Origin of the sequence: Tellurirhabdus bombi, assembly GCF_021484805.1 — a bacterium.
In the GTDB taxonomy this organism is placed as follows: domain Bacteria; phylum Bacteroidota; class Bacteroidia; order Cytophagales; family Spirosomataceae; genus Tellurirhabdus; species Tellurirhabdus bombi.
Genome location: NZ_CP090557.1, coordinates 3,748,016 through 3,772,967 on the forward strand (window position 1 = coordinate 3,748,016; position 24,952 = coordinate 3,772,967).

The following is a 24,952-nucleotide window of genomic DNA, read 5'->3' on the forward strand; positions in this document are numbered from 1 at the left end:
ATTCCTCCGTTCTCCCTCAATTTCTTAGTTATGTTTGCTACTCGAAAAGCCTTTCTTGCAGTCATTTTATTGGTCTTAGGCTTAAAAACAAATCAAGTATTTAGCCAGCAAGCATCGGAAGCAATTCGATTAAATCAGGTTGGATTTTACCCAAAAGGCCCTAAAATGGCTGTTGTACTTGGGGATGCCAGTGGAGGGTCTTTCCAGCTCACTACGCCCGATCGGAAGAAGGTTTTATTTACGGGTAAATTAAGTGAAACGCGTCTGGCTCTTTCGGGCAAAAAGACGCGCATTGCCGATTTTTCTACCTTTCAAACGCCTGGCACTTACGTCCTCGTCGTTCCTGAAACAGGGTATTCATATCCTTTTTTCGTAAAGGCAAATGTACACCGTCCGCTGGCTATAGGAGCCATAAAAAGCTATTATTACCAACGGGTTTCTACGGATTTAACCCCTGAATTTGCGGGTCAATGGAGCCGGCCAGCGGGCCACCCTGATACGCGCATTTTAATTCATCCGTCAGCTGCTTCAGCGAATCGTCCAGCAGGCACCGTTATCTCAGCCCCCAGAGGTTGGTACGATGCCGGGGATTACAACAAGTATATTGTCAATTCGGGGATTACTGTGGGAACCCTCTTGTCTTTGTACGAGGATTTCCCGACTTATTTTCAATCTTTTACCACCAATATCCCAGAATCGAGCAATCAAGTTCCAGATTTGCTGGACGAGGTCCTTTGGAATCTGCGCTGGATGCTAGCCATGCAGGACCCTACGGATGGCGGGGTTTATCACAAGCTCACAAATCCTAGTTTCGACGGAATGATTATGCCGGACAAAGCAACCAAAGACCGGTATGTGGTGCAGAAAAGCATTACTGCAACGCTTGATTTTGCCGCTGTCATGGCGCAGGCCAGCCGTGTCTTCGGCAGCTATAAACAAGCGTTACCGGGTCTGGCTGACTCCTGCCTGACTGCCGCCGTAAAAGCCTGGGAATGGTCTAAAAAGAATCCGGCGCTTTTTTACCGCCAGAATGAAATGAATCAGCAGTTTGATCCGGATGTTGTTACCGGCAGCTACGAAGATCGGGACGCCAGCGATGAATGGATTTGGGCAGCGGCTGAATTATACGCCACGACGAAAAATGAGGCTTATTACACCGCCGTTAATCTATTTCCTGACACGCAAATGCCACTTCCCAGTTGGCCCCAGGTTCGTTTGCTGGGCTATTACACCTTAGCCCGACTAACAACTACGCTTACCCCGCTAGCTCAGAAAGACTTTCCTGATTTAAAAAAACGGTTGGTTGGTTTTGCCGATAATCTCATTCAAGGCGCTGATCGGCAGGCTTATCAGACCGTCATGGGTAAATCAGCCAGTGATTATATCTGGGGCAGTAGCTCCGTAGCCGCCAACCAGGGCATCGCCTTGATTCAGGCTTATCGACTGGTGGACCGACGCACGCCTAACGCCCAAAAATACCTTCAATCTGCTTTGTCTAACCTGGATTATTTGCTGGGTCGCAACGCTACCGGCTACTCCTTCGTGACTGGCTTTGGCAGCAAACCCATTATGAATCCGCACCACCGCCCGTCGGTGGCCGACGGCATTACAGCTCCCGTACCCGGTCTTCTCTCAGGTGGCCCTAATGGAAATGCCCCCCGCCAGGACAAATGCGCAGGTTATACGGCGACTTCTGCCGATGAGATGTTTATTGATGCCGCCTGCTCGTACGCGTCAAACGAAATTGCCATTAATTGGAATGCGCCCTTGGTGTATCTGGCTGCTGCCTTGGAAGCTATTCAAACCGAAGCTGGTTATACATCTGAAAAAAAATAAGCGTACAATGACCCTTGCTCGATCAGGGCTTTTTCCACAAACCCGCCTTGATAAATCCGTTCCAGTAACTGGCTTCATCAAGGCGGGTAAAATCTTTGTTTAATAGCTCATACCAGTTCGCTAATCGCCGAGCTTCAATGCCCGCTGTTAGCCGAAAAAAGCGGTACATGGCGCGCAACAAAAGCCGCTGCCACAAAAAATTGGGATTCATAAAGTCGGTACTAAGCCAAAGCCCCCCCACCTTTAGTGCGTTATTGAGCTTAGGAAGTATAGCTGTTTCCAAACGACTTTGAGTAAACAAGTCTAGTATAAAGGGCGTAATCACGACATCAGCCCTATCATCCAATCGCACATCCTGCTCGTTACCGACCCGAAATTCCACGCGTGGGTCGTTCTCTACTCTTTGTTGAGCTAAAGAAATCATTCGAAAAGAAGCATCAATATAGATGACTTTTCGGGGAAGGCATTCGTCTAATAAAACAGATAACAACCAGCCTGACCCGCCGCCAAGAACGACAATTACCGCGTCTTGAGGAATCTTTGGTATAAAGGTCGTCTGGGCAGTTTTGAGGACGTTACCGAATACCAGAGAGGCCAGTTTGTCGTACCAGGTAGCTACTCGATTGAAACCACTGTCGGCTTTATGATAATTATTTTCTATCTGAATAATAGTATATTTTTGTCTGATTATTAGTAGATTCACATTCGATAATACCACCGTAAACACAACAATACAATGATTTATTCATTCTTTATGCCTATTTACGAGGACTGTCTTTTTATTTTCGGCACCTCTCTTTGTCGGATAAACCGCTTCAATCAAAGCGCCCAGTACAACCAATCCCGCGATAACATACAGCAATATACGTCGATCAGACCGGAAACAATGGCTTTTGTTACCGGAAGTTGTCCGCCCTAAAATAGTTGCCTTTAGCCGGATGTATTCCACTTCGGTCAACACACCTTCCCGGCGAAATAAGTCTAATCGTTCAATTCTCTTTAACTGCTCTGGTGTCATCGTATAGAGTAGTTATTCGTTTACGGCGGAATTGCATTTCGCTGCCAGACTCTTATTGTCCAGACCGACCAAAAATAGCATATGTTTATTATTACTTCTCTATGAAAAAGCAACTTTACTTTATTAATTTTTTACTTGTTTTTGCCCTATCAAGCGGCCTTTTATTAGCTCAACCAGCTTCCAAAAAGAAAGATACAGATCAGCCAGCCAGTTTTTGCCTTCGTGGTGGCCCAGCCCTTCTCATTGGAGATTTAAGTGAACTGCGTTCTTCCTGGATGGGGGGCGCTAATTTGATTATACCCTTTTCAAAAGTTGTATCGGCAGACCTCGCTTTTGACATTGGGAAGTTAAAAGCGCAGCAGATGGACTTCTATAATTCTTATTCTCAGGGTTCTTTTTTCCAAACTTCAGTACTTGGAAACGTCAATTTGCTTCGTCTCTTTGGCAAAGGGCAAGGGTTGAGCGCATTAAATTTATACGCAGGCGGAGGCCTTATTTATTTTAACGCTTCGGCTTTCGACCTGACAACCCATGAGCTTCAGCGCGTAACCAACGATCACCGCAGCCATCGTTCCCGCGATGGAATAGAAGCCCGGGGTAAATCTGGCATAAAAAATACCCATGAGTTTGTTTTTCCTATGGGACTGCGCATAAGTAGCCCCATGTCAAAACAGGTGCACGTTATCGGGGACATCCGGTACAACATTGTTCGAAGCGATAAGTTGGATGCTACATTAGATGGCAATAATAAGACAATGGATAATGGCCCTGCTCAAACAGAAGGGAACCATTATGGAAAGAATTCACACGATAAATGGCTAGGCATTACTGTGGGATTAATGTACTTCTTTGGGCGCTAATACCATCCACTGTTTACTATTTAACACTAACCTTAGTAGACATATACCTATTATTTCCAAGACAAAAACCTTAAAATTACCAGTACATAAAAAAAAGATGAAAATTTCGTTTCTGTAAGTTCTTTGTATAATCAAAAAGAGCTTATACTTGTATTAATAAACAGACAGCTAATAATAAAAACCATCCTAATAAAAGGGGCAAAAAAGGCTCGTTAGTTAAGCTCTTACAAGGTGAATTTTTATTTATAGTTGATAACCATTCCATACCGTCATGAAAACTAAAACCTTTTTGATAGCCCTTGGGCTATCCAGTTCCTTATTGGCTCATGGACAAACGATTAAAGTAGCTCCCAATAAGGATAACGCCACCTCGAACAGAGAAGCGAGAAAGCCAGATTTGGAAGATAGCAATGTTGATCCGGTCAACATTACGCTATATGGTGGCCCTTCCTGGTTATCTGCTGACTTAGGTTCAATTGTTAGCACGTATAGCGGTGGCGTAGGAGTTTTCTATCCTTTTGCCCGTGGGTTGAGTGTTGGAGTTCAGGCTGATTTTGGCACTTTCAAAGCTGAGCAGGAGGAGTTTTTTAATGCCCGCTCCAAAGCCACTTTTCAGCAAGGGGCTGCTGTTATTGCGGTAGATCCTTTGCGGTTATTCAATGTCAATACCGCACTAAGTCTTAACATCTATGCTGGGGCTGGTCTTATCTATTTCAAGGCGCAGGCATTCGATCTTACTACGGACGAACTGCTCCGTACTTCAAATGATGCAGGTAGCTACCGCACTAAAGATGGCGTTAATGTGCGGGGTAATCCTGGTGTTAAACAAACCCACGAATTAGCCATTCCGCTAGGGTTTCGGTTGGGTTTTCCACTTACTCAACGCCTGAACATCTTTGGCGAATTCCGGTATAATTACATTTACACAGACAAGCTGGATGCAACCTTAGATCGGGAAAACTATCGAGAAGCCTCAGTATCAGGCGAATATCACAAAAATAATTCTGAAGACAAGTGGTATTCTATGGCCTTGGGAGTTAATTTTTTCTTAAAAAAACGCACTAACTTTAAATCTATATTCAATAATTGATATCTACTTTCTACTCATAAAAAAAGGGAGCTTCAAGGCTCCCTTTTTTGCGTAATTTTTGAATTAAGCTTCCTTTTCCAATTCAACAACCTTAAGACCGCTTCCTTCAATGGTCACAGATTCCTCAAAAAGGACGATTCGAATGGATTGCTGCGAAAAATTCTGAATACTCACTTCGGTCTGGGTTACGGTTACCTGAATCAGTGCATTTCTAAACCGCACTTTGAAAGACAAAGACTGCCATTGCTCGGGACAATAAGGCGCTAAGAGCAGCGAATCCTCTTTTACCCTTAGCCCCCCAAAACCTTTAACAACCGACAACCAGGTGCCTGCCATGGATGTAATATGCAATCCGTCTTCGGTATCGTTGTTGTAGTCGTCAAGATCAAGGCGGGCCGTCCGCAGGTACATTTCGTAGGCTTTATCCCTCAGACCCAATTTAGACGCTAACACTGAATGCACGCAAGGCGATAGAGACGACTCGTGAACTGTCATTGGCTCATAAAAGTCAAAATGGCGCTGCACAGTTTCCGCATCAAAATCGTCCTCAAAGAAGTACATTCCCTGCAAGACATCAGCCTGTTTGATGAAGCACGAACGCAGAATTCGATCCCATGACCAATGCTGGTTGATGGGTCGCTGGCCACTTGGCAGTTGATCGACCGTTAGCAGCTCTTTGTCCAGAAAGCCGTCCTGCTGAAGAAATAGCTCCCGCTGTTCATCATACGGAAAATGCATTTTTTCAACAATCTGCTTTGTCTTGCTTACTTCTTTCTCTTCCCGAAAGTGCAGCTTGTCGCATAAAGCCGTAAACCTTTCCGGATTCAGCGCTTTCACCTTCTCGACGCTTTCCATCGTGTAGCGGAGCGTCCAGGCCGCAATGTAGTTGGTGTACCAGTTGTTATTTACGTTATTCTCGTACTCATTCGGTCCCGTGACGCCCAGCATGACATATTGCTGCTTTGCTTCCGACCAGTTGACCCGCTGGCTCCAGAAACGACTGATGGCAATCAGTACCTCCAGGCCGTAATCAACCAAGTATTGCTCATCGCCGGTGTAACGAACGTAATCATAAATGGCGTAGGCTATCGCTCCGTTCCGGTGAATCTCCTCAAAGGTAATTTCCCATTCATTATGGCATTCTTCTCCATTCATGGTCACCATCGGATAAAGCGCCGCCCCGGCCCGAAAACCCAGCTTTTGGGCATTTTCAATGGCCTTGTCCAATTGCTTGTAACGATAAAGCAGCAGATTACGCGCTACCTTCTGATCAGCCGTAGACAGATAAAAAGGCAGGCAATACGCTTCGGTATCCCAGTAAGTTGAGCCGCCGTATTTCTCACCCGTAAAACCCTTTGGTCCAATATTCAGGCGCTCGTCTTCTCCTGTATAGGTTTGGTTTAAGTGGAAAATATTGAAGCGAATGCCCTGAGCCGCCGCTATAGCACTTTCATCATCTCCGCCAATGGTGATGTCATTTGTTTTCCACTTGTCCGCCCAGGCTTGTTTTTGCTCGTAGAGCATCCGATCAAAGCCTTTGCCAACGATGCGTTTAAGGTAATCGCGCGTTAAAGGCACCAGACGATCTGGATCATAATTCATCGACGAAAGATTAGCCGCATATTTGTAGACCACCGTTTCCTGACCCTGCTTGCAATCAAGTGTCATTCGGTTAGCCACGTATTTTTCCTGCCGAATAGGTTGCGACTGAAAATCAATCCGCTGTCCATCCTGCATAATTTCTACCATCATGCCCGTACAGACGTGAAACGCCGTTTTCCGGGTTCGCATTTCAATATAAGCCTCGCCGTAACCCGTTTCTTTCCGCACTTCGTCCCAGAACTTTTCGTCGTAGTTGGAATCCCGGTTGCTTACATCTCCGTTGATATATGGCGTAAGGGTAACTTTACCGTCAAAATTCAGCGGCGTAATGCTGAACCGAATGGCACCAGATTCATCATCGACAATAGAGCAGAACCGCTTGGCGCTTACCTGCAACTGCCGCCCACTTTTCAGAGTGGCCACGAAGTTACGTTCCAGATAGCCTTCCTGCATGTTCAGTACCCGGCGGAAATCATGAACCTCACACAGATTTAAATCCAGCTTTTCGTATTCAATTTCAACGTCGATCCCGATCCAGTTGGCGGCGTTTAATACTTTTGCGAAGTAATTGGGGTAGCCATTTTTCCACCAGCCTACGCGGGTTTTGTCAGGATAATAGACGCCCGCAACGTAATTTCCAAGCAGGGTTTTACCAGAGAATCCTTCCTCAAAATTGCCTCGTTGGCCCATACGGCCATTTCCAAGGCTCATTACACTCTCCGTAATCTCGTTGTAATCGCGGTGAAATCCGTTTTCAATGATGCACCACGGATCATGTTGAAGGTATTGTTTCATCAATAGGTGATTTATAATGCAGTGCGAAATTTAATTAAAACCAGGAAACGCAGGATCGGCTTTCACCCGCATGGCCTGCGCCATGTGTCGCTCGGTATGAGCAACCAACATCAGCAAAGCATCTCCCAGTCTAACTTTTAGCCAATTGCCAAATAAGGTAGGAAGTTTTGTGGTATTCCAGTCATAGTAAATAGCCCGGTCAAGCAGCTCACGGAGCAGTTGTTGCAATTCAACAAATTGCGTCATCACCGGTCTAGGTTCTAAATCCTTCCGGGGCCGCATCATGGGCGGAGCGGGAAACTTCATCTTTGTTTTGGGGTCTACGATGTATAACATTGCCCGCCCCACCCAATCGGACGTAAATTCCTGATCAACGGGTGCCGTTTGAATCAGGCCTAGGTCGTCGGCTTTCTTTTGGATATTCCGGATGTAATAGCGCTCAGCCAGGTTCAAGTGCTGCAAACATTCTGTGATACTCCAACGACCAGGCGCTTGTTTCCAATTCAACTGATTGTCATTGAGCAGACTAAATTCCCGCTCAACGGTGGTTAGAACAGTTTGTAAACGGTGCTGCAATTCACGGGCAGTCTCAAGTTTATGCATAAATCGTTCGAGTTCAGGTGGATCGGCGGTACTTTTTCTAAATCGACCCACTAAAATCAATTTAGCCGCTATAAATTACAAACTCGACCTAATTTTCTCGATGGTCAGCCCTTTCAGCGAAGGAAAAACCACATCAGCTTGGGTCAACACATCTGGCGTACCCACGCCAATCGTGCGCATCCCGGCCCGTTTAGCCGCTTCTATTCCGGCCACGGCATCTTCAAAAACCAGGCAATCCGTCGGTAGAACGCCCAGTTCCTCGGCCCCTTTCAGAAACACCTCCGGATCGGGTTTTCCCCGCTGGATTTTATTCCCATCAATGATCGCATCAAAGTCATCCAGCATCCAAATCCGGGCCAAAATCAATTTCGCATTTTTACTGACCGAACCCAAGGCCGTTTTAATGCCCGCCGCTTTTATCTCAGCGAATAACTCCGTTACGCCCGGCAGAACATTAGCCGGGGTCATCAGACTTACCAGTTCCAGATACCAGTCGTTTTTCTGGGTGGCTAGTTCCGCTTTGCGTTCCTCCGATAATTGGACATTGCCATGCGCCAGAATAAGCTCCAGCGATTCGACACGGCTAACTCCTTTTAGCCCTTCATTAAATTCTTCAGAAATATCAAAACCCAGCGAATTGGCCATCCGGCGCCAGGCCTGGTAATGATAAATGGCCGTATCGACAATTACTCCATCCAGGTCAAATAGAAAGGCTTTTGGTTGATTCATAGTTAAAATTTAGGACACGAATAAGGATCAATCTCTCATATAACCGCGAAAAAACCAATGTTTCTCCAGATTACCCGTAATTTCATAAAAACAGGCCATTATTTAGCCAGTTCGAGCACCATAACTGTTTTAGCGGGCAACTTTATCGTTTTAAGATCCCGCAGTACTTCATCATTCAAAATATTCCGGGCCTGGCTGTAGCCTTTCATCCGCTCCGAAAACCGACTGGTCTCCATGCTTTTTTCCTGATCCATTGAGTTAGTCGCAATCAGAATTGTTTTGTTCGCGTCGTACCGAAAATAGACATACACCCCATCCTGCGGCACATACTGCATTAATTTCCCGGAGTGTAGTGTCGGCGTATTTTTCCGATAAATGGCCAACTTTTTCACCAGATTAAAGGCATCGGCTTCTTTTCCGGCCCGGCCCGAAGCCAGAAATTTGTTTTCGGGACTGTCTTTAAAGCCACCGGGAAAATCGCGCCGCACTTCCGCATCGGACGGATTTTTGAAATTTTTCATCAACACCTCCGTCCCGTAATAGATTGACGGAATCCCGCGAGCCGTCAGCAGCCACGTCAAACCCATTTTGTACTTATTGAAATCCTCCCCGATCATCGACAGATATCGATCCGTGTCGTGGTTGTCCAGAAACGTTACTAGTTTCATGGGATCAGCATACACCGCATCCTGCGCGAAGGTGTTGTACAGCCGGTTGACGCCATCATCCCAGCTAAAATTCTGTTTGAGCGCATCCAGAGCCGCCCCGAAAAAGACAAAATCCAACCCACCGGGCTGATTCGACGCGAAGTCAAATTTGATGTTGTTTTTCACGAAAAAGGCCTGTGCGACTGGATTCCCCACCCAGGATTCTCCAAAAATAAACATGTTGGGATACTCTCTAAGCAGGGCCTGGTTGCAGCGATTCAGAAAATCCAGGTCGTTGTATTTATACGTATCGACGCGCCAACCATCCAGATTAAACGTTTCCGTGGACCAGATGGCATGCTGAATCAAGTAGTTGGCCAGGAACGGATTCCGCTGGTTTAAATCGGGTAAAAAGGGAGTGAACCAGCCGTTCAACTGCAAATTACGATCACTTTCAGCGGCATACGGATCATACAGCGACTGCTCCTTATGCGAACTGCTGGTATAGGCCGGCCACTGGTTAAACCAATCCTTGGTGGGCTGGTCTTTGAACATCCAGTGGTCGTTGCTTACGTGATTGTACACCGCATCCTGAACGAGCTTCATGCCGCGCTGGTGCAAGGCTTTCGACAGTTTTACGTAGGCGTCCGCTCCGCCAAACCGACGATCAATCCGGTAATGGTCCGTAAAATGGTAACCGTGGTAGCCCGCCTGCATCCGGTCGGGTGCCTCTTGCTTGAGCGCTTCGTCATTTTCGATTACCGGCGTCATCCACAAGGTAGTAACGCCCAGTTCCTGAAGGTAATCCAGATGCTCCATCACCCCTTGCAGATCGCCTCCGTGACGCAGGTACGGACTTTTGGTATCGGCCTGTTTGTCGAGCATGTCGTCAAATTTATCGTTCGACGGGTTACCATTGGCGAAGCGGTCGGGCATGAGCAGGTAAATAAAATCCGCCGAGTTAACCCCCTGCCCTTTGGGCTCCCGCGAACGTGCTTTTAGTTCGTAAGCCCGCGAAAGGCTTTTTCCGGCTGCTTTACCGACAATCTGCAAGGTGCCCGCTTTGGTCGTTGGCGCTATGGTTAAATCCAGAAAAGCATAGTTGGGATTTTCAACCTGGTGGGTTTTTACGAGTTGAACGCCCGGATAATTAATGCTATAGGTCATTGTTCCCGCCTGGGGTCCGTAAACCAGCAGCTGTAAAGTTGTTTGCTTCATGCCTACCCACCAGTTCGTTGGCTCAATACGCTGGATCGCAGGTGGTGCGCCGGTTTGCGCCAAGGCCCCCGCTACTGTTATATAACTTACCAGGCATAACCAACCAATAAATCGAATCATAAGAAATAGCCGACGTAATAAATGACCTTTAAATATGGCAAAATAAAGTATTTATATGTATTTATCTTGTAGATTTAAGACTTCACTCCGCTAATTTTGTTAGGCTGGTAGAAAAAATGGATTTTTCAGCAATTGACTCGTCTCCAATAAGTCGCCGTGCGTTTGGGTTTAGCTTATTGACCCTTGGTATGCTTGGCATGACGAGCCACTTTACTGACTCCCCTAGCAACATGAGTGTACCTGAAACAACGACCGACAAATTAGTCATCTACCAAATTTTTACCCGCCTGTTTGGCAACCAAAAAACAACCAATAAACCGTGGGGAAGCCTGGAAGAAAACGGGATTGGCAAGTTCAACGACATCACGGATAAAGCCCTGCAAAACCTCAAAACGTTCGGTATTTCGCACGTTTGGTATACGGGTGTTATCGAACATGCGCTGATGACCGACTATTCCAGCTTTGGGATTCGCAAGGATCACCCAGCCGTGGTGAAAGGTCGGGCGGGCTCACCTTACGCCATCAAGGATTATTACGATGTCAATCCTGATCTGGCCGTCGATGCCAAGGCGCGTATGCAGGAGTTTGAAGCCCTGGTAAAGCGGTCGCACGACAACGGTCTGAAAGTACTAATTGACTTCATTCCCAACCACGTGGCCCGGCAATATTATTCGGATGCCAAGCCCAAAGGCGTGAAAGACCTCGGCCAGGGCGATGATACCACCAAGGCTTTTGATGCTCAAAACAATTTCTATTACCTGCTGGGAGAGCCTTTTCAGGTTCCTAATGGCGTAGATATTCCGGTTAAGGCCGACACGAATTACGTAGAAAACCCGGCCAAAGCCACGGGAAACGACGTTTTCACAGCCCAGCCAAGCATCAACGACTGGTTCGAAACCATCAAGTTAAATTACGGCGTCGATTACCAGCATAACCGCCAAAACCATTTTGACCCGATTCCCTCGACCTGGCTCAAAATGCGGGATATTTTGCTTTACTGGGCGAAAAAAGGCGTCGATGGTTTCCGCTGCGACATGGCCGAAATGGTGCCGGTCGAGTTTTGGGGCTGGGCCATTCCGCAAATTAAAGCCAGTAAGCCGGGTATTATTTTTATTGCCGAGATTTACAATCCAGCGCAGTACCGCAATTACATCTTTACGGGAAAATTCGATTACCTCTACGATAAAGTTGGCTTGTACGACGCGCTTCGGCGGTTGATGGAAGGCAAAGGCACTACCGAAGACATCACGCGCGTTTGGCAACAGGAATCCGGCGATTATGCGAATCACATGCTTCGCTTCCTCGAGAATCACGATGAGCAACGCATTGCCTCTCGCTTTTTTGCGAATGACCCCTGGACCGCCGTTCCCGCGATGACCCTCTCGGCCACCTTGCATACCGGACCGCTGATGATCTATTTTGGGCAGGAATTAGGCGTTAATCCCACCCAGGCCGAAGGATTCCAGGGCGAAGACGGGCGCACCACCATTTTCGATTATTGGGGTATTCCTGACTACCAGGCTTGGGTCAACAAAGGGAAATTTGACGGAGGAAAGCTGTCTGCTGATCAAAAAGCGCTGCGGAAGTTTTATCAACAATTGAATCAATTGGTGAACACCAGCGACGCCATTCAGAACGGCGGTTTTTATGATTTGCAGTATCTCCAGAACAATGGCCAGAGTCCGGGCTACGACCAGCACCGACTATTCAGCTACCTGCGGCATTCGGCTTCGCAAAAATTGCTGATTGTCTGCAATTTCGACAAAGAGAAAACGGCGAAAACCCAGATTCAGATTCCTGCTGGTGTGTGGGAATTTCTTAAGCTGGACGCCACCAAAACGTACACATTCACGGATATTTTCCGAACCAAAACCAAGATAAAAGCCGCCGCCAGCGAAAGCGTTCCGGTCGAATTACCACCGTTGAGCGTACTGGTGCTGGAAATCAAATGAGTCCGGGGATTGGGCCGCTCACGTTGCCCAATCCCCAACCGTTCATTCCTAAACCAACCCATGAAAGCAGTTTCTCCTTCCACCACTCTCCCGGCCCAAGGGCGCGGCCAAAAGCCACTCCTGAGCTTCTGGCAAATCTGGAACATGAGTTTCGGATTTTTAGGCATTCAATTTGGCTTTGCCCTTCAGAATGCCAACGTAAGCCGGATCTTTGAAACCCTCGGTGCCAATGTGGACGAAATTCCTGTTTTATGGGTAGCCGCTCCCTTGACCGGCCTGATTGTCCAGCCGATTATTGGCTATTTCAGCGACCGCACCTGGACCCGCCTGGGTCGCCGGCGGCCTTACTTTCTGGCGGGTGCTATTCTGGCTACGGGTGCTCTTTTTCTGATGCCCAATTCGCCCGTGCTCTGGGTGGCGGCGGTAACCCTCTGGCTCATGGACGCTTCCATTAATATTTCGATGGAGCCGTTTCGGGCTTTTGTGGGTGACAACCTGCCCTCGGCCCAACGCACAACGGGCTTTGCCATGCAGAGTTTCTTTATTGGTCTTGGCGCTGTTGTCGCCTCCGCGTTGCCTTACATCTTCACGAACTGGTTCGGCATCTCAAACGAAGCGGGCCAAGGAATCATCCCCGATTCCGTAAAATGGTCCTTTTACTTGGGAGGAGTCGTGTTTCTGTTGGCCGTTATCTGGACCGTAGCGACTTCCAGGGAATACACCCCGGAACAGTTGACTCAATTTGAAGAACACGGGGAAGTAGTTGAATTACAGCACGACATTAGTCAAGACCTTTATCAACGTACAGGTCGCCGCCAAGTTCGCAACGGTTTGATTGGCTTCCTCATCGGGGCAGCCTTGACCTTTTGGTTTCTCAACCAGGGGCTCGACAAGCAATTACTGATTTTTTCGGGAATGATTGCGGTCGTTGGGTTGCTGTTTATTGGCGCAGGTTTATTGCAGCAGAGCGGGAATTACCGCAACAGTTTCGTTACCATTGTCAACGATTTGGAAAATATGCCGCCCACCATGCGTCAATTGGCCGTGGTGCAATTTTTCTCCTGGTTTTCGCTTTTCGCCATGTGGATTTATACCACCGCCGCCGTTACCAGTCATATTTACGGAACAACCGATACCACCTCCAAGCTCTACAACGACGGTGCCGACTGGGTGGGCGTTTGCTTCGCCATTTACAACGGAATTGCCGCACTAGTCGCTTTTGGAATACCCGTCCTGGCGCGTTGGACCAGCCGCCGCGTAGCCCACTTGATTTGCCTGTGTGCGGGCGGTTTGGGTATGCTTTCTTTCTATTTTATCCACGATCCAAACCTGTTGCTGCTATCGATGGTTGGCGTAGGCATCGCCTGGGCCAGCATTCTTTCCGTTCCGTACGCCATGCTGGCGGGTAGCCTGCCAGCGCATAAAATGGGGTATTATATGGGCGTATTTAACTTTTTCATTACCATTCCGCAACTGGTAGCCGCGGCTTTACTTGGATTTATCGTCAAGGTTTTTTTCAATGCGGAACCCATTTATGCTTTGATTGTTGGAGGAATTGCCATGATTCTGGCGGGCTTGCTCAGCCTGCGGGTTGAGGATAAAGACGATGTGCGGGTAGACGAAATTGGACTGAAATAAACCTGACTCGCTCCAGTCATTCAAAATAAAAATCCCTGACTGCCAGCTTCGTAGCTCACAATCAGGGATTTTATCATTAATAAACCTTAACGGTCTTATTAAGCGTTTTCGCGCAGTTTGATCAGGTTCAGGGCCGAACCAGCTTTAAACCACTCGATCTGCGTTTCATTATACGTATGATTCGCCAGGAACTCTTCGCTTGTGCCATCAGCGTGGTTTAACCGGATCGTCAGAGGCTTACCAGGAGCAAACTCTGTCAAGCCAAGGATATCAATGCTATCGTCTTCACGAATATCATTGTAATCATCCGTATCAGCGAATGTCAGGGCCAGCATTCCTTGCTTTTTCAGGTTTGTTTCGTGAATCCGGGCGAAAGATTTCACCAGAATGGCACGAACACCCAGGAAGCGTGGCTCCATGGCCGCGTGTTCACGCGAAGAACCTTCACCGTAGTTTTCATCCCCAACCACAATCGAACCAATACCCGCCGCTTTGTAAGCCCGCTGTGTAGCAGGAACTTCGCCGAGTTCGCCCGTCAATTGGTTCTTTACGGTATTGGTTTTTTCGTTATAGAAGTTAACCGCTCCAATCAACATGTTATTCGAAATGTTGTCGAGGTGACCCCGGTATTTCAACCACGGTCCCGCCATCGAAATGTGGTCGGTCGTACACTTTCCTTTTGCTTTGATCAACAGCTTCAGACCCGTTAGATCTGTGCCTTCCCAGGCAGCAAACGGTTCCAGCAATTGCAAGCGATCCGACGTTGGACTAACCAGTACGTTAACGCTGCTACCATCTTCGGCCGGAGCCTGATAACCTGCGTCTTCTACCGCAAATCCTTTGATTGGCAATTCGATTCCTTTAGGCTCTTCCAGTTTTACGTCCTCGCCCGACTCATTTTTGAGCGTATCCGTCATTGGGTTGAACGTCAGGCTACCCGCGATGGCCAAAGCCGTCACGATTTCTGGCGAAGCCACAAAGGCGTGCGTCGAAGCCAGACCGTCGTTCCGTTTCGCGAAGTTCCGGTTGAACGAGGTGATGATTGAGTTCTGGCGATTCGGATCGTCGATGTGACGAGCCCACTGTCCGATACAAGGACCACAGGCGTTAGCCAATACAACGCCACCGATTTTCTCGAACGTATCCAGCAGGCCGTCGCGTTCGGTTGTATAGCGAACCAGCTCAGAACCAGGTGTTACTGTATATTCCGATTGGGTTTTCAGGTTTTTGTTGATCGCCTGTTCAGCCACCGACGCCGCCCGAGTAATGTCTTCGTACGAAGAGTTCGTACAAGAACCGATCAGACCAACATCCAGTTTTTCGGGCCAGCCATTTTCTTTAACGGCCTGCGCAAATTTAGAGAGCGGCCAAGCCAAATCCGGCGTATAAGGACCGTTGATATGCGGCTCTAGTTCCGACAGGTTGATCTCGATCAGTTGGTCGTAGTATTTTGCCGGATCGGCGTATACTTCGTCATCCGAGCGCAGGTGTTGCTTAACGGCATCGGCTGCAGTGGCGATATCAGCCCGCTCGGTGCTTTTCAGGTAATCAGCCATTTTCTCATCGTAGGCGAAAACCGACGTGGTCGCTCCGATTTCAGCACCCATATTACCAATGGTTGCTTTACCCGTTGCCGACAGGCTTTCTGCCCCTTCTCCGAAGTATTCAACGATACAGCCGGTTCCCCCTTTTACGGTCAGGATACCCGCTACACGCAGAATAACGTCTTTTGCCGATGCCCAGCCAGACAGTTTGCCGGTCAGCTTCACACCGATCAGTTTCGGCATTTTCAGCTCCCAGGACAAACCGGCCATCACGTCGCAGGCATCTGCTCCACCAACGCCAATGGCAATCATACCCAGACCACCCGCGTTAGGCGTGTGTGAGTCGGTACCAATCATCATTCCGCCGGGGAAAGCGTAGTTTTCCAGAACCACCTGGTGGATGATACCAGCACCGGGTTTCCAGAAACCAATTCCGTATTTATCGGAGATCGACGACAAGAAGTCGTAAACCTCTTTGTTTTTATTGTTGGCATTTGCCAAATCCTGCGCCGCACCCACTTCTGCCTGGATCAGGTGATCGCAGTGAACGGTTGACGGAACAGCTACCTGTGGCTTGCCAGCCTGCATAAACTGCAACAACGCCATTTGCGCCGTAGCATCCTGCATCGCAACACGGTCCGGGGCGAAATCCACGTAATCTTTACCGCGGGTATAGGCCTTGGTCGCTACGCCTTCGTGCAGGTGAGCATATAGAATTTTCTCCGACAGCGTCAGTGGGTGGCCCACCACCTGCCGGGCTGCTTCGACGCGCTCGCCAAGGTTGGCGTAGACGCGCTGAATCATGTTTAAATCAAAAGCCATAGACAGTCTGGAAAATATTTCGGTAATAATAGAGTTAGAAACAAATCGCTTCTACAAAGACAACACTGGCAATCGAAGAATGAGTTTCGTTCAAACGAATCTTTCGATTGGCGTGCCAAAAATAGATGTTTTTCGGGCGAAATTAAAACCCGCAAAATTTTATCTTCCTTATTTGGAATCGATTTAGAGTAATCATTCGTATTATCGCTGAATAACCAATTCCGGCAACTTTGTTCGCCCAATCAAGTGACTCTGCCAGCCACTTACATCGGTCAGCGTGAGTCAACTAGGTTTCTTTGTATTTTAGCGGATAATCGCCATTTTCGGGCAAAAAAAGCGAACGTTAGCCCCCCATAAACTGTTACTTAAAAACATCCCGTGCCATCATACTTACCGAGCATTACCCAGCCGTTACATTAAACTTTTTGCATAAGTTGCGTCTTTTGCGTCTATATTTGGCGTGTGGCGCCCGGTAGGCATTGGCCCAACTGCGGGGTTCAGCTCTATAAATTTATTACACCAACCTAACTCATTATGCCTAAAAACCTGGTAATCGTGGAGTCGCCAGCGAAGGCGAAAACCATAGAAGGCTACCTGGGTAAAGATTTTACCGTTAAGTCGAGCTTCGGTCACGTCCGCGATTTGCCCAAGGATGATATGGCCATCGATGTAAAAAATGGCTTTCGTCCTGTGTATGAAATTTCGCCGGAAAAACGTCAGGTTATTAGCGAATTAAAAAAGATAGCGAAAGAGTCGGAAGAAATTTGGCTCGCCACGGATGACGACCGCGAAGGAGAAGCCATTTCCTGGCACTTGAAAGAAGCACTAGGCTTACGGGACGATACCAAACGGATTGTTTTTCGGGAAATTACAAAAACCGCCATCCAGAACGCTATCCAATCGCCCCGGAAAATTGATATTGATCTGGTGAATGCCCAACAGGCCCGCCGCATCCTAGACCGGCTCGTTGGTTTTGAGCTTTCTCCCGTTTTATGGCGTAAAATCAAAGCCGGAAGCCACGCCCTGTCAGCGGGACGCGTGCAATCGGTGGCGGTACGGCTAATTGTGGAGCGCGAGCGGGACGTTGACTCGTTCAAAACCAAATCAAGCTATAAAATTGCGGCGCAGTTTATCGTCGACGGTGGTAAGGTCTTGCAGGCTGAATTGCCGAAAAACTTTGCCACCAAAGATGAAGCGCGCGCTTTTCTCGAAAAGTGTCGCGAAGCCATCTTCACGATCCGCAACCTCGAAACGAAACCGGCTAAGAAGTCACCAGCTCCGCCGTTTACAACCTCTACGCTTCAGCAGGAAGCGTCGCGGAAACTGTCGTTTTCGGTTTCGCAAACCATGACCCTGGCGCAAAAACTGTACGAAGCCGGTAAGATTTCGTACATGCGTACGGACTCAACGAGTCTTTCGCAGGAAGCCATCGACAAGGCAAAAGCGGAGATTCAGAGCGAGTTTGGCGAAAAATATATCCATACCCGCCAATACAAAACGAAATCAGACTCGGCACAGGAAGCCCACGAAGCCATTCGTCCAACCGATTTCTCGACCCGTAAGGCCAGCGGTGATCGGAATGAGCAGCGGCTTTATGAACTGATCTGGAAACGGGCCATTGCTTCCCAAATGGCGGATGCGCAACTGGAACGCACTACGGCTACTATCGCGATTTCGACTACCCCTGAAGAACTCATTGCGCAGGGTGAAGTGATCCGATTCGACGGGTTCCTGAAGGTATACATGGAATCGACCGACGATGAAGACGAAGAAAGCAAGAGCATGTTGCCCCCGCTTAACATCGGCCAGTCGCTTAATCTGGACAACCTAAAAGCCACCGAGAAGTTTACCCGCCCGGCTCCGCGTTATACTGAAGCCAGTCTGGTGAAGAAACTCGAAGAAATGGGAATTGGTCGGCCATCTACCTATGCACCGACAATTTCTACCATTATCAAGCGGGAATACGTTGTCAAGCAGGATAAAGCTGGTCAGGAAAGAAGTTATAACGAACTCATTCTTAAGGCCAAGCAGATTTCGGAGACCGTTGGCAAAGAAACATTCGGTTCAGAAAAATCCAAGCTCTTCCCTACCAACATGGGAATTGTGGTCAACGATTTTCTGGTTGAGTTTTTCACGGACGTAGTGGATTACAAATTCACGGCAACGGTCGAGAAGGATTTTGACGAGATTGCGGGTGGCAAACTGAGCTGGCAAGACATGATCGGCAATTTTTACGGCGGCTTTCATGCCAAAGTAACGGATGTTGCCGGTACAACTGTCTCTCTGAAACAGGCCGCTGGCGTGCGCGAATTGGGCATTGATCCTAAAACAGGCAAACCTGTCTCCGCCCGCATGGGTCGCTACGGCGCTTACGTGCAGATCGGCGATGCCAACGACGAGGAAAAACCCCAGTTTGCCAACCTGCGGAAAGACCAGCTAATTGAGTCGGTTTCGCTGGAAGATGCGCTGGAATTGTTTGCCTTGCCGCGCGAAGTAGGCTTTTTCGAAGACAAACCCATGACCATTGGCATTGGCAAGTTCGGGCCATACGTCAAGCACGATGACAAATATGTTTCCCTGACCAAAGAGGACGATCCATATACCATTTCCGCTGAGCGGGCCACGGAGCTTATTCAGCAGAAACGCGCTGAGGCATCGAGTGAAGCCTTAGGCGAGTTTGAAGGTAAATTGGTGGCTACGGGCAAGGGACGTTTCGGGCCATACATTAAGTTTGAGGACAAATACATTTCCTTACCTAAGGGTGAATTTCTAAATAATTTGACCCTGGACAGGGCGATTGAACTGATTCTCCAGAAACGCGAAACCGAAGCCAATAAATACATCAAGGAGTTCCCGGAAAACCCCAGCGTGAAAGTCATGAAGGGTATGTATGGGCCTTATATTGCCATTGGTAAACGGAACGTAAAAATTCCGAAAGATACCGATCCGGCTTCCCTGACGCTGGAAGATTGTTTGAAGTTAGGGGGCGATACGGCAACGGCAGACAAAGCTTCCGGCGAAAAACCGGAAAAAGCCAAGGCCGCGAAAGCTCCCGCCAAACGGGCAAGCAGCGCAGCCAAAAAGGCTCCCGCCAAGAAAAAGTAATCGTTCCGTAAATCAATAAAAGCCACGTCAAGTTAACTCGACGTGGCTTTTTCGTTTGGTCAATCCTTTATTTTTGTACCTTTTCGGCCATGAAAAAGATTGTTGTTCTTTCGGGCGCGGGCATTAGCGCAGAAAGTGGAATACGGACCTTTCGGGACTCCAATGGGCTTTGGGAAGAATACCGCATTGAAGATGTGGCCACACCCGAAGCCTGGCAGCGTAATCCTGATCTGGTGCTGGAATTTTACAACCAGCGGCGGAAGCAGGCGCTCAGCGTCGAACCCAACGCGGGTCACTACGCCTTGGTCAAGCTGGAAGAAAAATACGACGTAACCATCATTACGCAAAACGTCGATAACCTGCACGAAAAAGCGGGCTCATCCAACGTGCTTCATCTACACGGCGAATTGTTCAAATCCCGGAGTACGGTGGATGAAACATTGGTGTACGAGATGGATGGCTGGGAACTCAAGCGCGGCGATCTGTGCGAAAAAGGCTCTCAGCTCCGCCCCCACATTGTTTGGTTTGGCGAAATGGTGCCCATGATCGAACCCGCGATGGAGATTTCTGAAGAGGCGGATATTTTCATTGTCGTTGGCACCTCCCTGGCCGTTTATCCCGCCGCTGGCCTGATTCATTATGTACCCACCAGTGTTCCCATTTATCTGGTAGATCCAAATATACCTGAGGGAATAAGCCGGAAAAATATTACTTTCATTCCCGAACCCGCCACGACAGGGCTCACGCGATTAGTGGAGCAACTGATTTCCTGAGTTGGTTAAATGCAAGGAAAAGCTACCTACCAACAGATAAAAAAGGACTCCTTCGACAGAGCCACACCGTTAACTCCAGAGCACGTTGAGTAGATGCCGTAGTCAGTGCTTTTGTGTACTGTAACTCCGATAAAAAACGCTAAAATCCCCCTAGTTAGGAATGCTCTTTCTAACTAGGGGGATTTTTGTATTGATTAACTTAAAATTCCAGAACAAATTCTTCTTTGGGAATCCGTACTTTTTTCATGGGAGCCACCCAATCTTTTTCTGGATTGGCATACCCAACGTAGATCAGCGAAACGCTTTTCAAGTTGTGTTTACGCAGTTCCAGCACCTCGTCTACCAAGGCGTTATCGAACCCTTCTACGGGAGTCGTATCCACGCGCAGTTCCGCGGCCTGAGCCAAAGCCAAACCTAAAGCAATATAGGTCTGTCTGGCAGTATGGGCGAAATTCTCTTCGGCAGCCTGATTCATGTAGATGGATTTCAGCTGGCTGGTGTATGAGTTGAACCGGCCTTTCGGCAAACCCCTTTCTTCCGTTGTATAATCGTACACCTCATCGATGCGCTCCTCCGTATAGCGGTCCCAAGCCGCAAAAATGAGAACATGCGAGCAGTCACGCATGCAATCGGGATTCAAAGCTCCGGCAGCCAATTTTTCTTTAATTGCCTGGTCTTCCACCACAATAAGCCGGAACGGCTGAAGTCCTGAAGAAGTCGGGGCCAGTCTCGCTGATTCGATAACTTTATCGATGTTTTCCTGACTTACTTTTTTAGTGGAGTCATACGCTTTTACGGCATGCCTCCAGTTTAAATCTTTAATTAATGACATTTTTTTAATTGGTAATAGAGACAAACAGGACGACTGCCAAGGCGGGAAGCCCAGTGGCTGCCGTCTACGTCATTTGTCTTAGTTAATTATTCGATACGGTTAGCGTAACGTCTATGTTTCCCCGAGTAGCATTGGAATACGGGCATACTTCATGCGCTTTCTCAACCAACGCTTGTGCTTCTTCCAGCGAAACCCCGGGAATGTTGGCATGCAGGGCCACTTCCAGACCAAACCCGCCATTATCGAGTTGTCCTATTCCTACTTTTGCCGTTACAGTGGTTTCTCCTGCATTCACCTTTGCTAGTTTGATCACGCGGCTCAGCGCACTGTCGAAGCAAGCCGAATAACCCGCCGCAAAGAGCATCTCAGGATTTGCGTAATTGTCATTGGCACCACCCAGCGCTTTAGGGTGTCTTACTTCCAGATCAATAACTCCGTTTTCGCTTTTTACGCGCCCGTTTCTTCCTCCGGTGGCCGTGGCTTCAATGGCATACAATGTTTTCATGGTCTTTATTTGATGTTGGCTAATATCTGGTCTATTAATTTCTTAAGTTGTATCAGCTCCGCAACTGAAGCCTTCATGCTGTTGGCCAATTGTTCGGGAACTAAAGCTGCTTTTTCCTGCAAAGCTTTTCCCTGTTCCGTTAATTTTATCTGAACAACTCGTTCGTCTTCCGAGCTTCTTACTCTACTTACCAAGCCTTTCTGTTCCAGACGCTTTAGGAGCGGCGTTAGTGTTCCGCTGTCCAGACTGACTTTTTCGCCTATCTGGGAAACGGTCTGCTCCTGATGTTCCCAGAGTACTAGCATTACCAGATATTGCGGATAGGTCACATCCATTTCTTCAAGCAAAGGTCGGTAGTGGTTCACGATCTCTTTGGCTAATGAATACACCGGGAAGCAAACCTGGTTCTCTAGTTTCAGCAGTTCAGACATCTTCTATTTAATTTTACACAACTATATTGTACACAATATAAATAACAATAAAGTTCATTGCAGCCGCTGTTTTTTTAGTTACGTAAAAGGTAGATCAACTATTTCAAGAGATTAGCCGTTCCGTTCACAGAAAACCAGGACCCGACTTCTAGTGCTATTATTCTCAGGAATGAACTAAGACTCGATTTGTTGGTTAACAACCCTGTAGTTGTCGGGCTTAAGAACGTTTAAACCATTTATCCCGTACAGGAAGCGCATAGGTTATAGATGTGGACATTTTCAAAACACAAAGAATGGGAGGCGTTAGCGAATCAGTATCCTGAAATCCGCGACATGCACGGAGTTCCGCAGGACGCCCGTCACCACGCTGAAGGCGATGTGGCTACGCATACGCAACTGGTCCTGAAAGAGCTGACAAACGCTCTGGAATATCAGCATCTGGCGGCCGAAGACCAGGAAATTCTCTGGACAGCTGCTCTGTTGCACGATGTCGAAAAGCGTTCAACGACCCTGATTGAAGCCGATGGCTCGATCACCTCGCGAGGCCATGCGCGACGCGGCGAAACAACCGTCCGGCAGCTTCTTTATCGCAATCGCCCTACCCCGTTTGCCATCCGGGAGCAAATTGCCAACCTGGTGCGCTACCACGACGTGCCGTTCTGGATTTTTGACAAACAGGACTTCTTGAAAACCTTGTTACAGGTAAGCCTGGAAGTCAATACGGAATGGCTGGCGATGCTGGCCCGTGCCAACGCGCGGGGCCGAATTAGTGCCAATCAAACCGAGCTACTGCGCCGAATTGACCTCTTCGAGGCTTGTTGCCGTGAAAATCAATGCTGGGGCGTTCCCCGTACTTTTTCGTCTGGATTAAGCCGTTTCTGGTTTTTTCACACAGACACCACCGACCCGAATTACGAGCCAGCCGACGATTCCGTTTGCGAAGTGATTTTGATGTCGGGTTTGCCCGGAGCAGGCAAGGACACATACATTAATCGTCACCTGGCCGATTGGCACATGATTAGTCTGGATGGCTATCGCCGTAAACTTAACATTGACCCAACCGACCAGGAAGGCAACAGCTATGTAGTCTATCTTGCCAAAGAAGAGGCAAAATCCCTGCTACGCAAACAAATCTCTTTTGTCTGGAATGCCACCAACCTCACGCGGCTGACCCGGCAGCAACTCATTGATTTATTTGTCCCTTACGGCGCCCGAATCCGGCTGATTTACCTGGAAGTACCGTATCAACGCTTGCTCCATCAGAATCGCAATCGGGAATATGTGGTTCCTCGGGCGGCGCACCAGCGAATGATTTCCCGGCTGGAAGCTCCTGCCATTTGGGAAGCCCATTCTGTTCAGTACGAACTCCATTAGATAACCAACGATGAATCCGCAGAATTAGCCAGGTTTGAAAATTGCTCCGCCAGAACAGCCCAGCGTCGTCTGCTAACCGGTAGTTCGGTCCCATTTTTCAGAATAATGGAACCGGGTTTTTTACTGCCCCCGGGTGGGCACACCTTGACAATGTAGGCTGGATTTACCAATACCGTTTTATGGGTTCGAATGAATAAAGGCAGGCTCTTTTCAAATGCCCCTAGATTCCGGGCCACAATCCGCTTTTCGTTGTTCCAAAAGTAAACCCAGGTGTAATTACTGGCGCCAATTAAATGTGTAAGGGCTTCTGGAACTAATAAAACTCCTTCAATTCTTCCCATCGACTTGCTCCACGATTTCCATTATCAGGAGACTTTATTGTTTACCTCAACATTTACGATGATTGAATTGAGGTAGATTGCCAAAGCTCGTTAAAATGCGATTAGAATACCTGAATGACCCATTTTTTATCAATATTTGTGCTCGTTTTCGAAAAACAGGCAACGAGTATTTTTAAATCACTGAAAAACAAGGCATTCAATATATCATGCAGCTTTTAGACGGTAAATTCCTTTCGAAGCAGATCAAGCAGGAAATTGCCACGGAAGTGGCCCAAATCCGCGAGCGAGGCGGTAAAATACCACACCTTGTCGCTATTCTGGTGGGTAATCTGGGACGTAGCGAAACCTATGTTTCCAGCAAAATGAAGAATTGCGAAGAAATTGGCATGAAGTCCACGCTGATTCGTTTCGACGACACAGTGTCCGAGGCTGAGCTGCTGGCCAAAGTAGAAGAAGTAAACAACAATCCTGACATGGACGGACTTATTGTTCAGCTTCCGCTACCGGCGCATATTTCGGCGGATAAAGTAATGGAAACGATTCATCCGGCCAAGGACGTGGATGGTTTTCACCCCATTAACATTGGGCGCATGGCGAAAGGGCTGCCCGCCTACGTTTCGGCAACGCCACAGGGTATTCTGGAAATGCTCAAGCGCTACGAGATTGAAACCGCCGGAAAGCATTGCGTAGTTGTTGGCCGCAGCCAGATCGTGGGTTTACCCATGAGCATTTTGATGCAACGCAATACGTATCCCGGCAATTGCACCGTAACCCTGACCCACAGCCGCACCCAAAATCTGGCCGAAATCACACGTACTGCCGACATTCTGGTCGCAGCCTTGGGAAAACCCGAATTCATCACCGCCGACATGGTTAAAGAAGGGGCCGTTGTGATTGACGTGGGTTTGGAGACGGTTCCCGATCCGACGAAAAAAAGCGGTTTTGCCCTGAAAGGCGACGTTAAGTTTGACGAGGTGGCTCCCAAAACCAGCTTCATTACCCCCGTTCCGGGTGGTGTTGGCCTGATGACGATCTGTTCGTTGATGCAGAATACCATCAAAGCGGCGCAGGGAGAGATCTATAGCTAAGTGGTTTGAGTGAAGAATGAATCGCTTCA

19 protein-coding genes are annotated in these 24,952 nt (G+C 48.2%); 9 read left to right on the forward strand and 10 right to left on the reverse strand.

Translation table 11 applies throughout. The features are described from left to right. The first annotated feature begins 30 nt into the window (after positions 1-30). Positions 31-1,836 carry a glycoside hydrolase family 9 protein gene (locus L0Y31_RS15890; RefSeq protein ID WP_255772862.1) on the forward strand — a complete coding sequence of 602 codons (1,806 nt, stop codon included), beginning with the start codon at positions 31-33 and terminating at the stop codon, positions 1,834-1,836. Positions 1,837-1,858: 22 nt separating this feature from the next. On the opposite strand, the gene L0Y31_RS15895 is transcribed toward L0Y31_RS15890, so the two are convergent. Beyond that, a complete protein-coding gene (locus L0Y31_RS15895) occupies positions 1,859-2,563 on the reverse strand; it encodes a class I SAM-dependent methyltransferase (protein WP_234734068.1) in 705 nt (234 codons plus the stop codon). Between the two features lie 392 nt (positions 2,564-2,955). Here L0Y31_RS15895 and L0Y31_RS15900 point away from each other — a divergent pair, with 392 nt between their 5' ends. Together L0Y31_RS15900 and L0Y31_RS15905 are read left to right on the forward strand one after the other, a co-directional pair. Next, entirely contained in the window at positions 2,956-3,714 is a 759-nt protein-coding gene (locus L0Y31_RS15900) for a hypothetical protein (RefSeq protein WP_234734069.1), read from the forward strand. 271 nt (positions 3,715-3,985) lie between these two features. Continuing rightward, positions 3,986-4,804 (forward strand): hypothetical protein, encoded by an 819-nt coding sequence (locus L0Y31_RS15905; protein WP_234734070.1) that lies wholly within the window; start codon positions 3,986-3,988, stop codon positions 4,802-4,804. A gap of 63 nt (positions 4,805-4,867) precedes the next feature. Here L0Y31_RS15905 and L0Y31_RS15910 read toward each other — a convergent pair whose 3' ends face one another. The 4 genes from L0Y31_RS15910 to L0Y31_RS15925 form a co-directional block, all read right to left on the reverse strand. Next, a complete protein-coding gene (locus tag L0Y31_RS15910; RefSeq protein WP_234734071.1) occupies positions 4,868-7,201 on the reverse strand; it encodes a glycoside hydrolase family 65 protein in 2,334 nt (777 codons plus the stop codon). Between the two features lie 30 nt (positions 7,202-7,231). Continuing rightward, positions 7,232-7,804, reverse strand: a complete 573-nt coding sequence (locus tag L0Y31_RS15915; protein ID WP_234734072.1) for a DinB family protein — start codon at positions 7,802-7,804, stop codon at positions 7,232-7,234. 75 nt (positions 7,805-7,879) lie between these two features. Then, the gene (pgmB, locus tag L0Y31_RS15920; protein ID WP_234734073.1) at positions 7,880-8,533 is read right to left on the reverse strand and encodes a beta-phosphoglucomutase; all 654 of its coding nucleotides are present in this window, start codon (positions 8,531-8,533) and stop codon (positions 7,880-7,882) included. A gap of 98 nt (positions 8,534-8,631) precedes the next feature. Then, positions 8,632-10,518 (reverse strand): glycoside hydrolase family 13 protein, encoded by a 1,887-nt coding sequence (locus L0Y31_RS15925; RefSeq protein WP_234734074.1) that lies wholly within the window; start codon positions 10,516-10,518, stop codon positions 8,632-8,634. A 197-nt stretch (positions 10,519-10,715) separates the two neighbouring features. On the opposite strand from L0Y31_RS15925, the gene L0Y31_RS15930 reads away from it, so the two are divergent. Together L0Y31_RS15930 and L0Y31_RS15935 are read left to right on the forward strand one after the other, a co-directional pair. Next, complete coding sequence (locus tag L0Y31_RS15930; RefSeq protein WP_234737185.1) at positions 10,716-12,470, forward strand: alpha-amylase family glycosyl hydrolase; 1,755 nt, start codon at positions 10,716-10,718, stop codon at positions 12,468-12,470. A 60-nt stretch (positions 12,471-12,530) separates the two neighbouring features. Continuing rightward, positions 12,531-14,108, forward strand: a complete 1,578-nt coding sequence (locus tag L0Y31_RS15935) for an MFS transporter (protein ID WP_234734075.1) — start codon at positions 12,531-12,533, stop codon at positions 14,106-14,108. A gap of 98 nt (positions 14,109-14,206) precedes the next feature. Here the strand turns inward: L0Y31_RS15935 and L0Y31_RS15940 are convergent, their stop codons facing one another. Further along, positions 14,207-16,474, reverse strand: a complete 2,268-nt coding sequence (locus tag L0Y31_RS15940; protein ID WP_234734076.1) for an aconitate hydratase — start codon at positions 16,472-16,474, stop codon at positions 14,207-14,209. A gap of 534 nt (positions 16,475-17,008) precedes the next feature. Between L0Y31_RS15940 and topA the strand changes: the two genes are divergently transcribed. Beyond that, a complete protein-coding gene (topA, locus tag L0Y31_RS15945; protein WP_234734077.1) occupies positions 17,009-19,579 on the forward strand; it encodes a type I DNA topoisomerase in 2,571 nt (856 codons plus the stop codon). A gap of 89 nt (positions 19,580-19,668) precedes the next feature. Next, on the forward strand, positions 19,669-20,352 hold the full coding sequence (locus L0Y31_RS15950) for an SIR2 family NAD-dependent protein deacylase (protein ID WP_234734078.1): 684 nt from the start codon (positions 19,669-19,671) through the stop codon (positions 20,350-20,352). Between the two features lie 199 nt (positions 20,353-20,551). On the opposite strand, the gene L0Y31_RS15955 is transcribed toward L0Y31_RS15950, so the two are convergent. The 3 genes from L0Y31_RS15955 to L0Y31_RS15965 all read right to left on the reverse strand — a co-directional run bounded on the left by L0Y31_RS15955 (position 20,552) and on the right by L0Y31_RS15965 (position 22,120). Then, the gene (locus L0Y31_RS15955) at positions 20,552-21,184 is read right to left on the reverse strand and encodes a nitroreductase family protein (RefSeq protein WP_234734079.1); all 633 of its coding nucleotides are present in this window, start codon (positions 21,182-21,184) and stop codon (positions 20,552-20,554) included. Between the two features lie 82 nt (positions 21,185-21,266). After that, positions 21,267-21,689 carry an organic hydroperoxide resistance protein gene (locus tag L0Y31_RS15960; RefSeq protein WP_305067602.1) on the reverse strand — a complete coding sequence of 141 codons (423 nt, stop codon included), beginning with the start codon at positions 21,687-21,689 and terminating at the stop codon, positions 21,267-21,269. A gap of 5 nt (positions 21,690-21,694) precedes the next feature. Beyond that, the gene (locus L0Y31_RS15965) at positions 21,695-22,120 is read right to left on the reverse strand and encodes a MarR family winged helix-turn-helix transcriptional regulator (protein WP_234734080.1); all 426 of its coding nucleotides are present in this window, start codon (positions 22,118-22,120) and stop codon (positions 21,695-21,697) included. Positions 22,121-22,387: 267 nt separating this feature from the next. Here L0Y31_RS15965 and L0Y31_RS15970 point away from each other — a divergent pair, with 267 nt between their 5' ends. After that, entirely contained in the window at positions 22,388-23,494 is a 1,107-nt protein-coding gene (locus L0Y31_RS15970; protein WP_234734081.1) for an ATP-binding protein, read from the forward strand. Here the strand turns inward: L0Y31_RS15970 and L0Y31_RS15975 are convergent. After that, a complete protein-coding gene (locus L0Y31_RS15975) occupies positions 23,491-23,835 on the reverse strand; it encodes a LytTR family DNA-binding domain-containing protein (RefSeq protein WP_234734082.1) in 345 nt (114 codons plus the stop codon). The two genes, L0Y31_RS15970 and L0Y31_RS15975, sit on opposite strands and share 4 nt — an antisense overlap. A gap of 206 nt (positions 23,836-24,041) precedes the next feature. On the opposite strand from L0Y31_RS15975, the gene L0Y31_RS15980 reads away from it, so the two are divergent. After that, entirely contained in the window at positions 24,042-24,923 is an 882-nt protein-coding gene (locus L0Y31_RS15980) for a bifunctional 5,10-methylenetetrahydrofolate dehydrogenase/5,10-methenyltetrahydrofolate cyclohydrolase (protein ID WP_234734083.1), read from the forward strand. Positions 24,924-24,952: the final 29 nt, after the last annotated feature.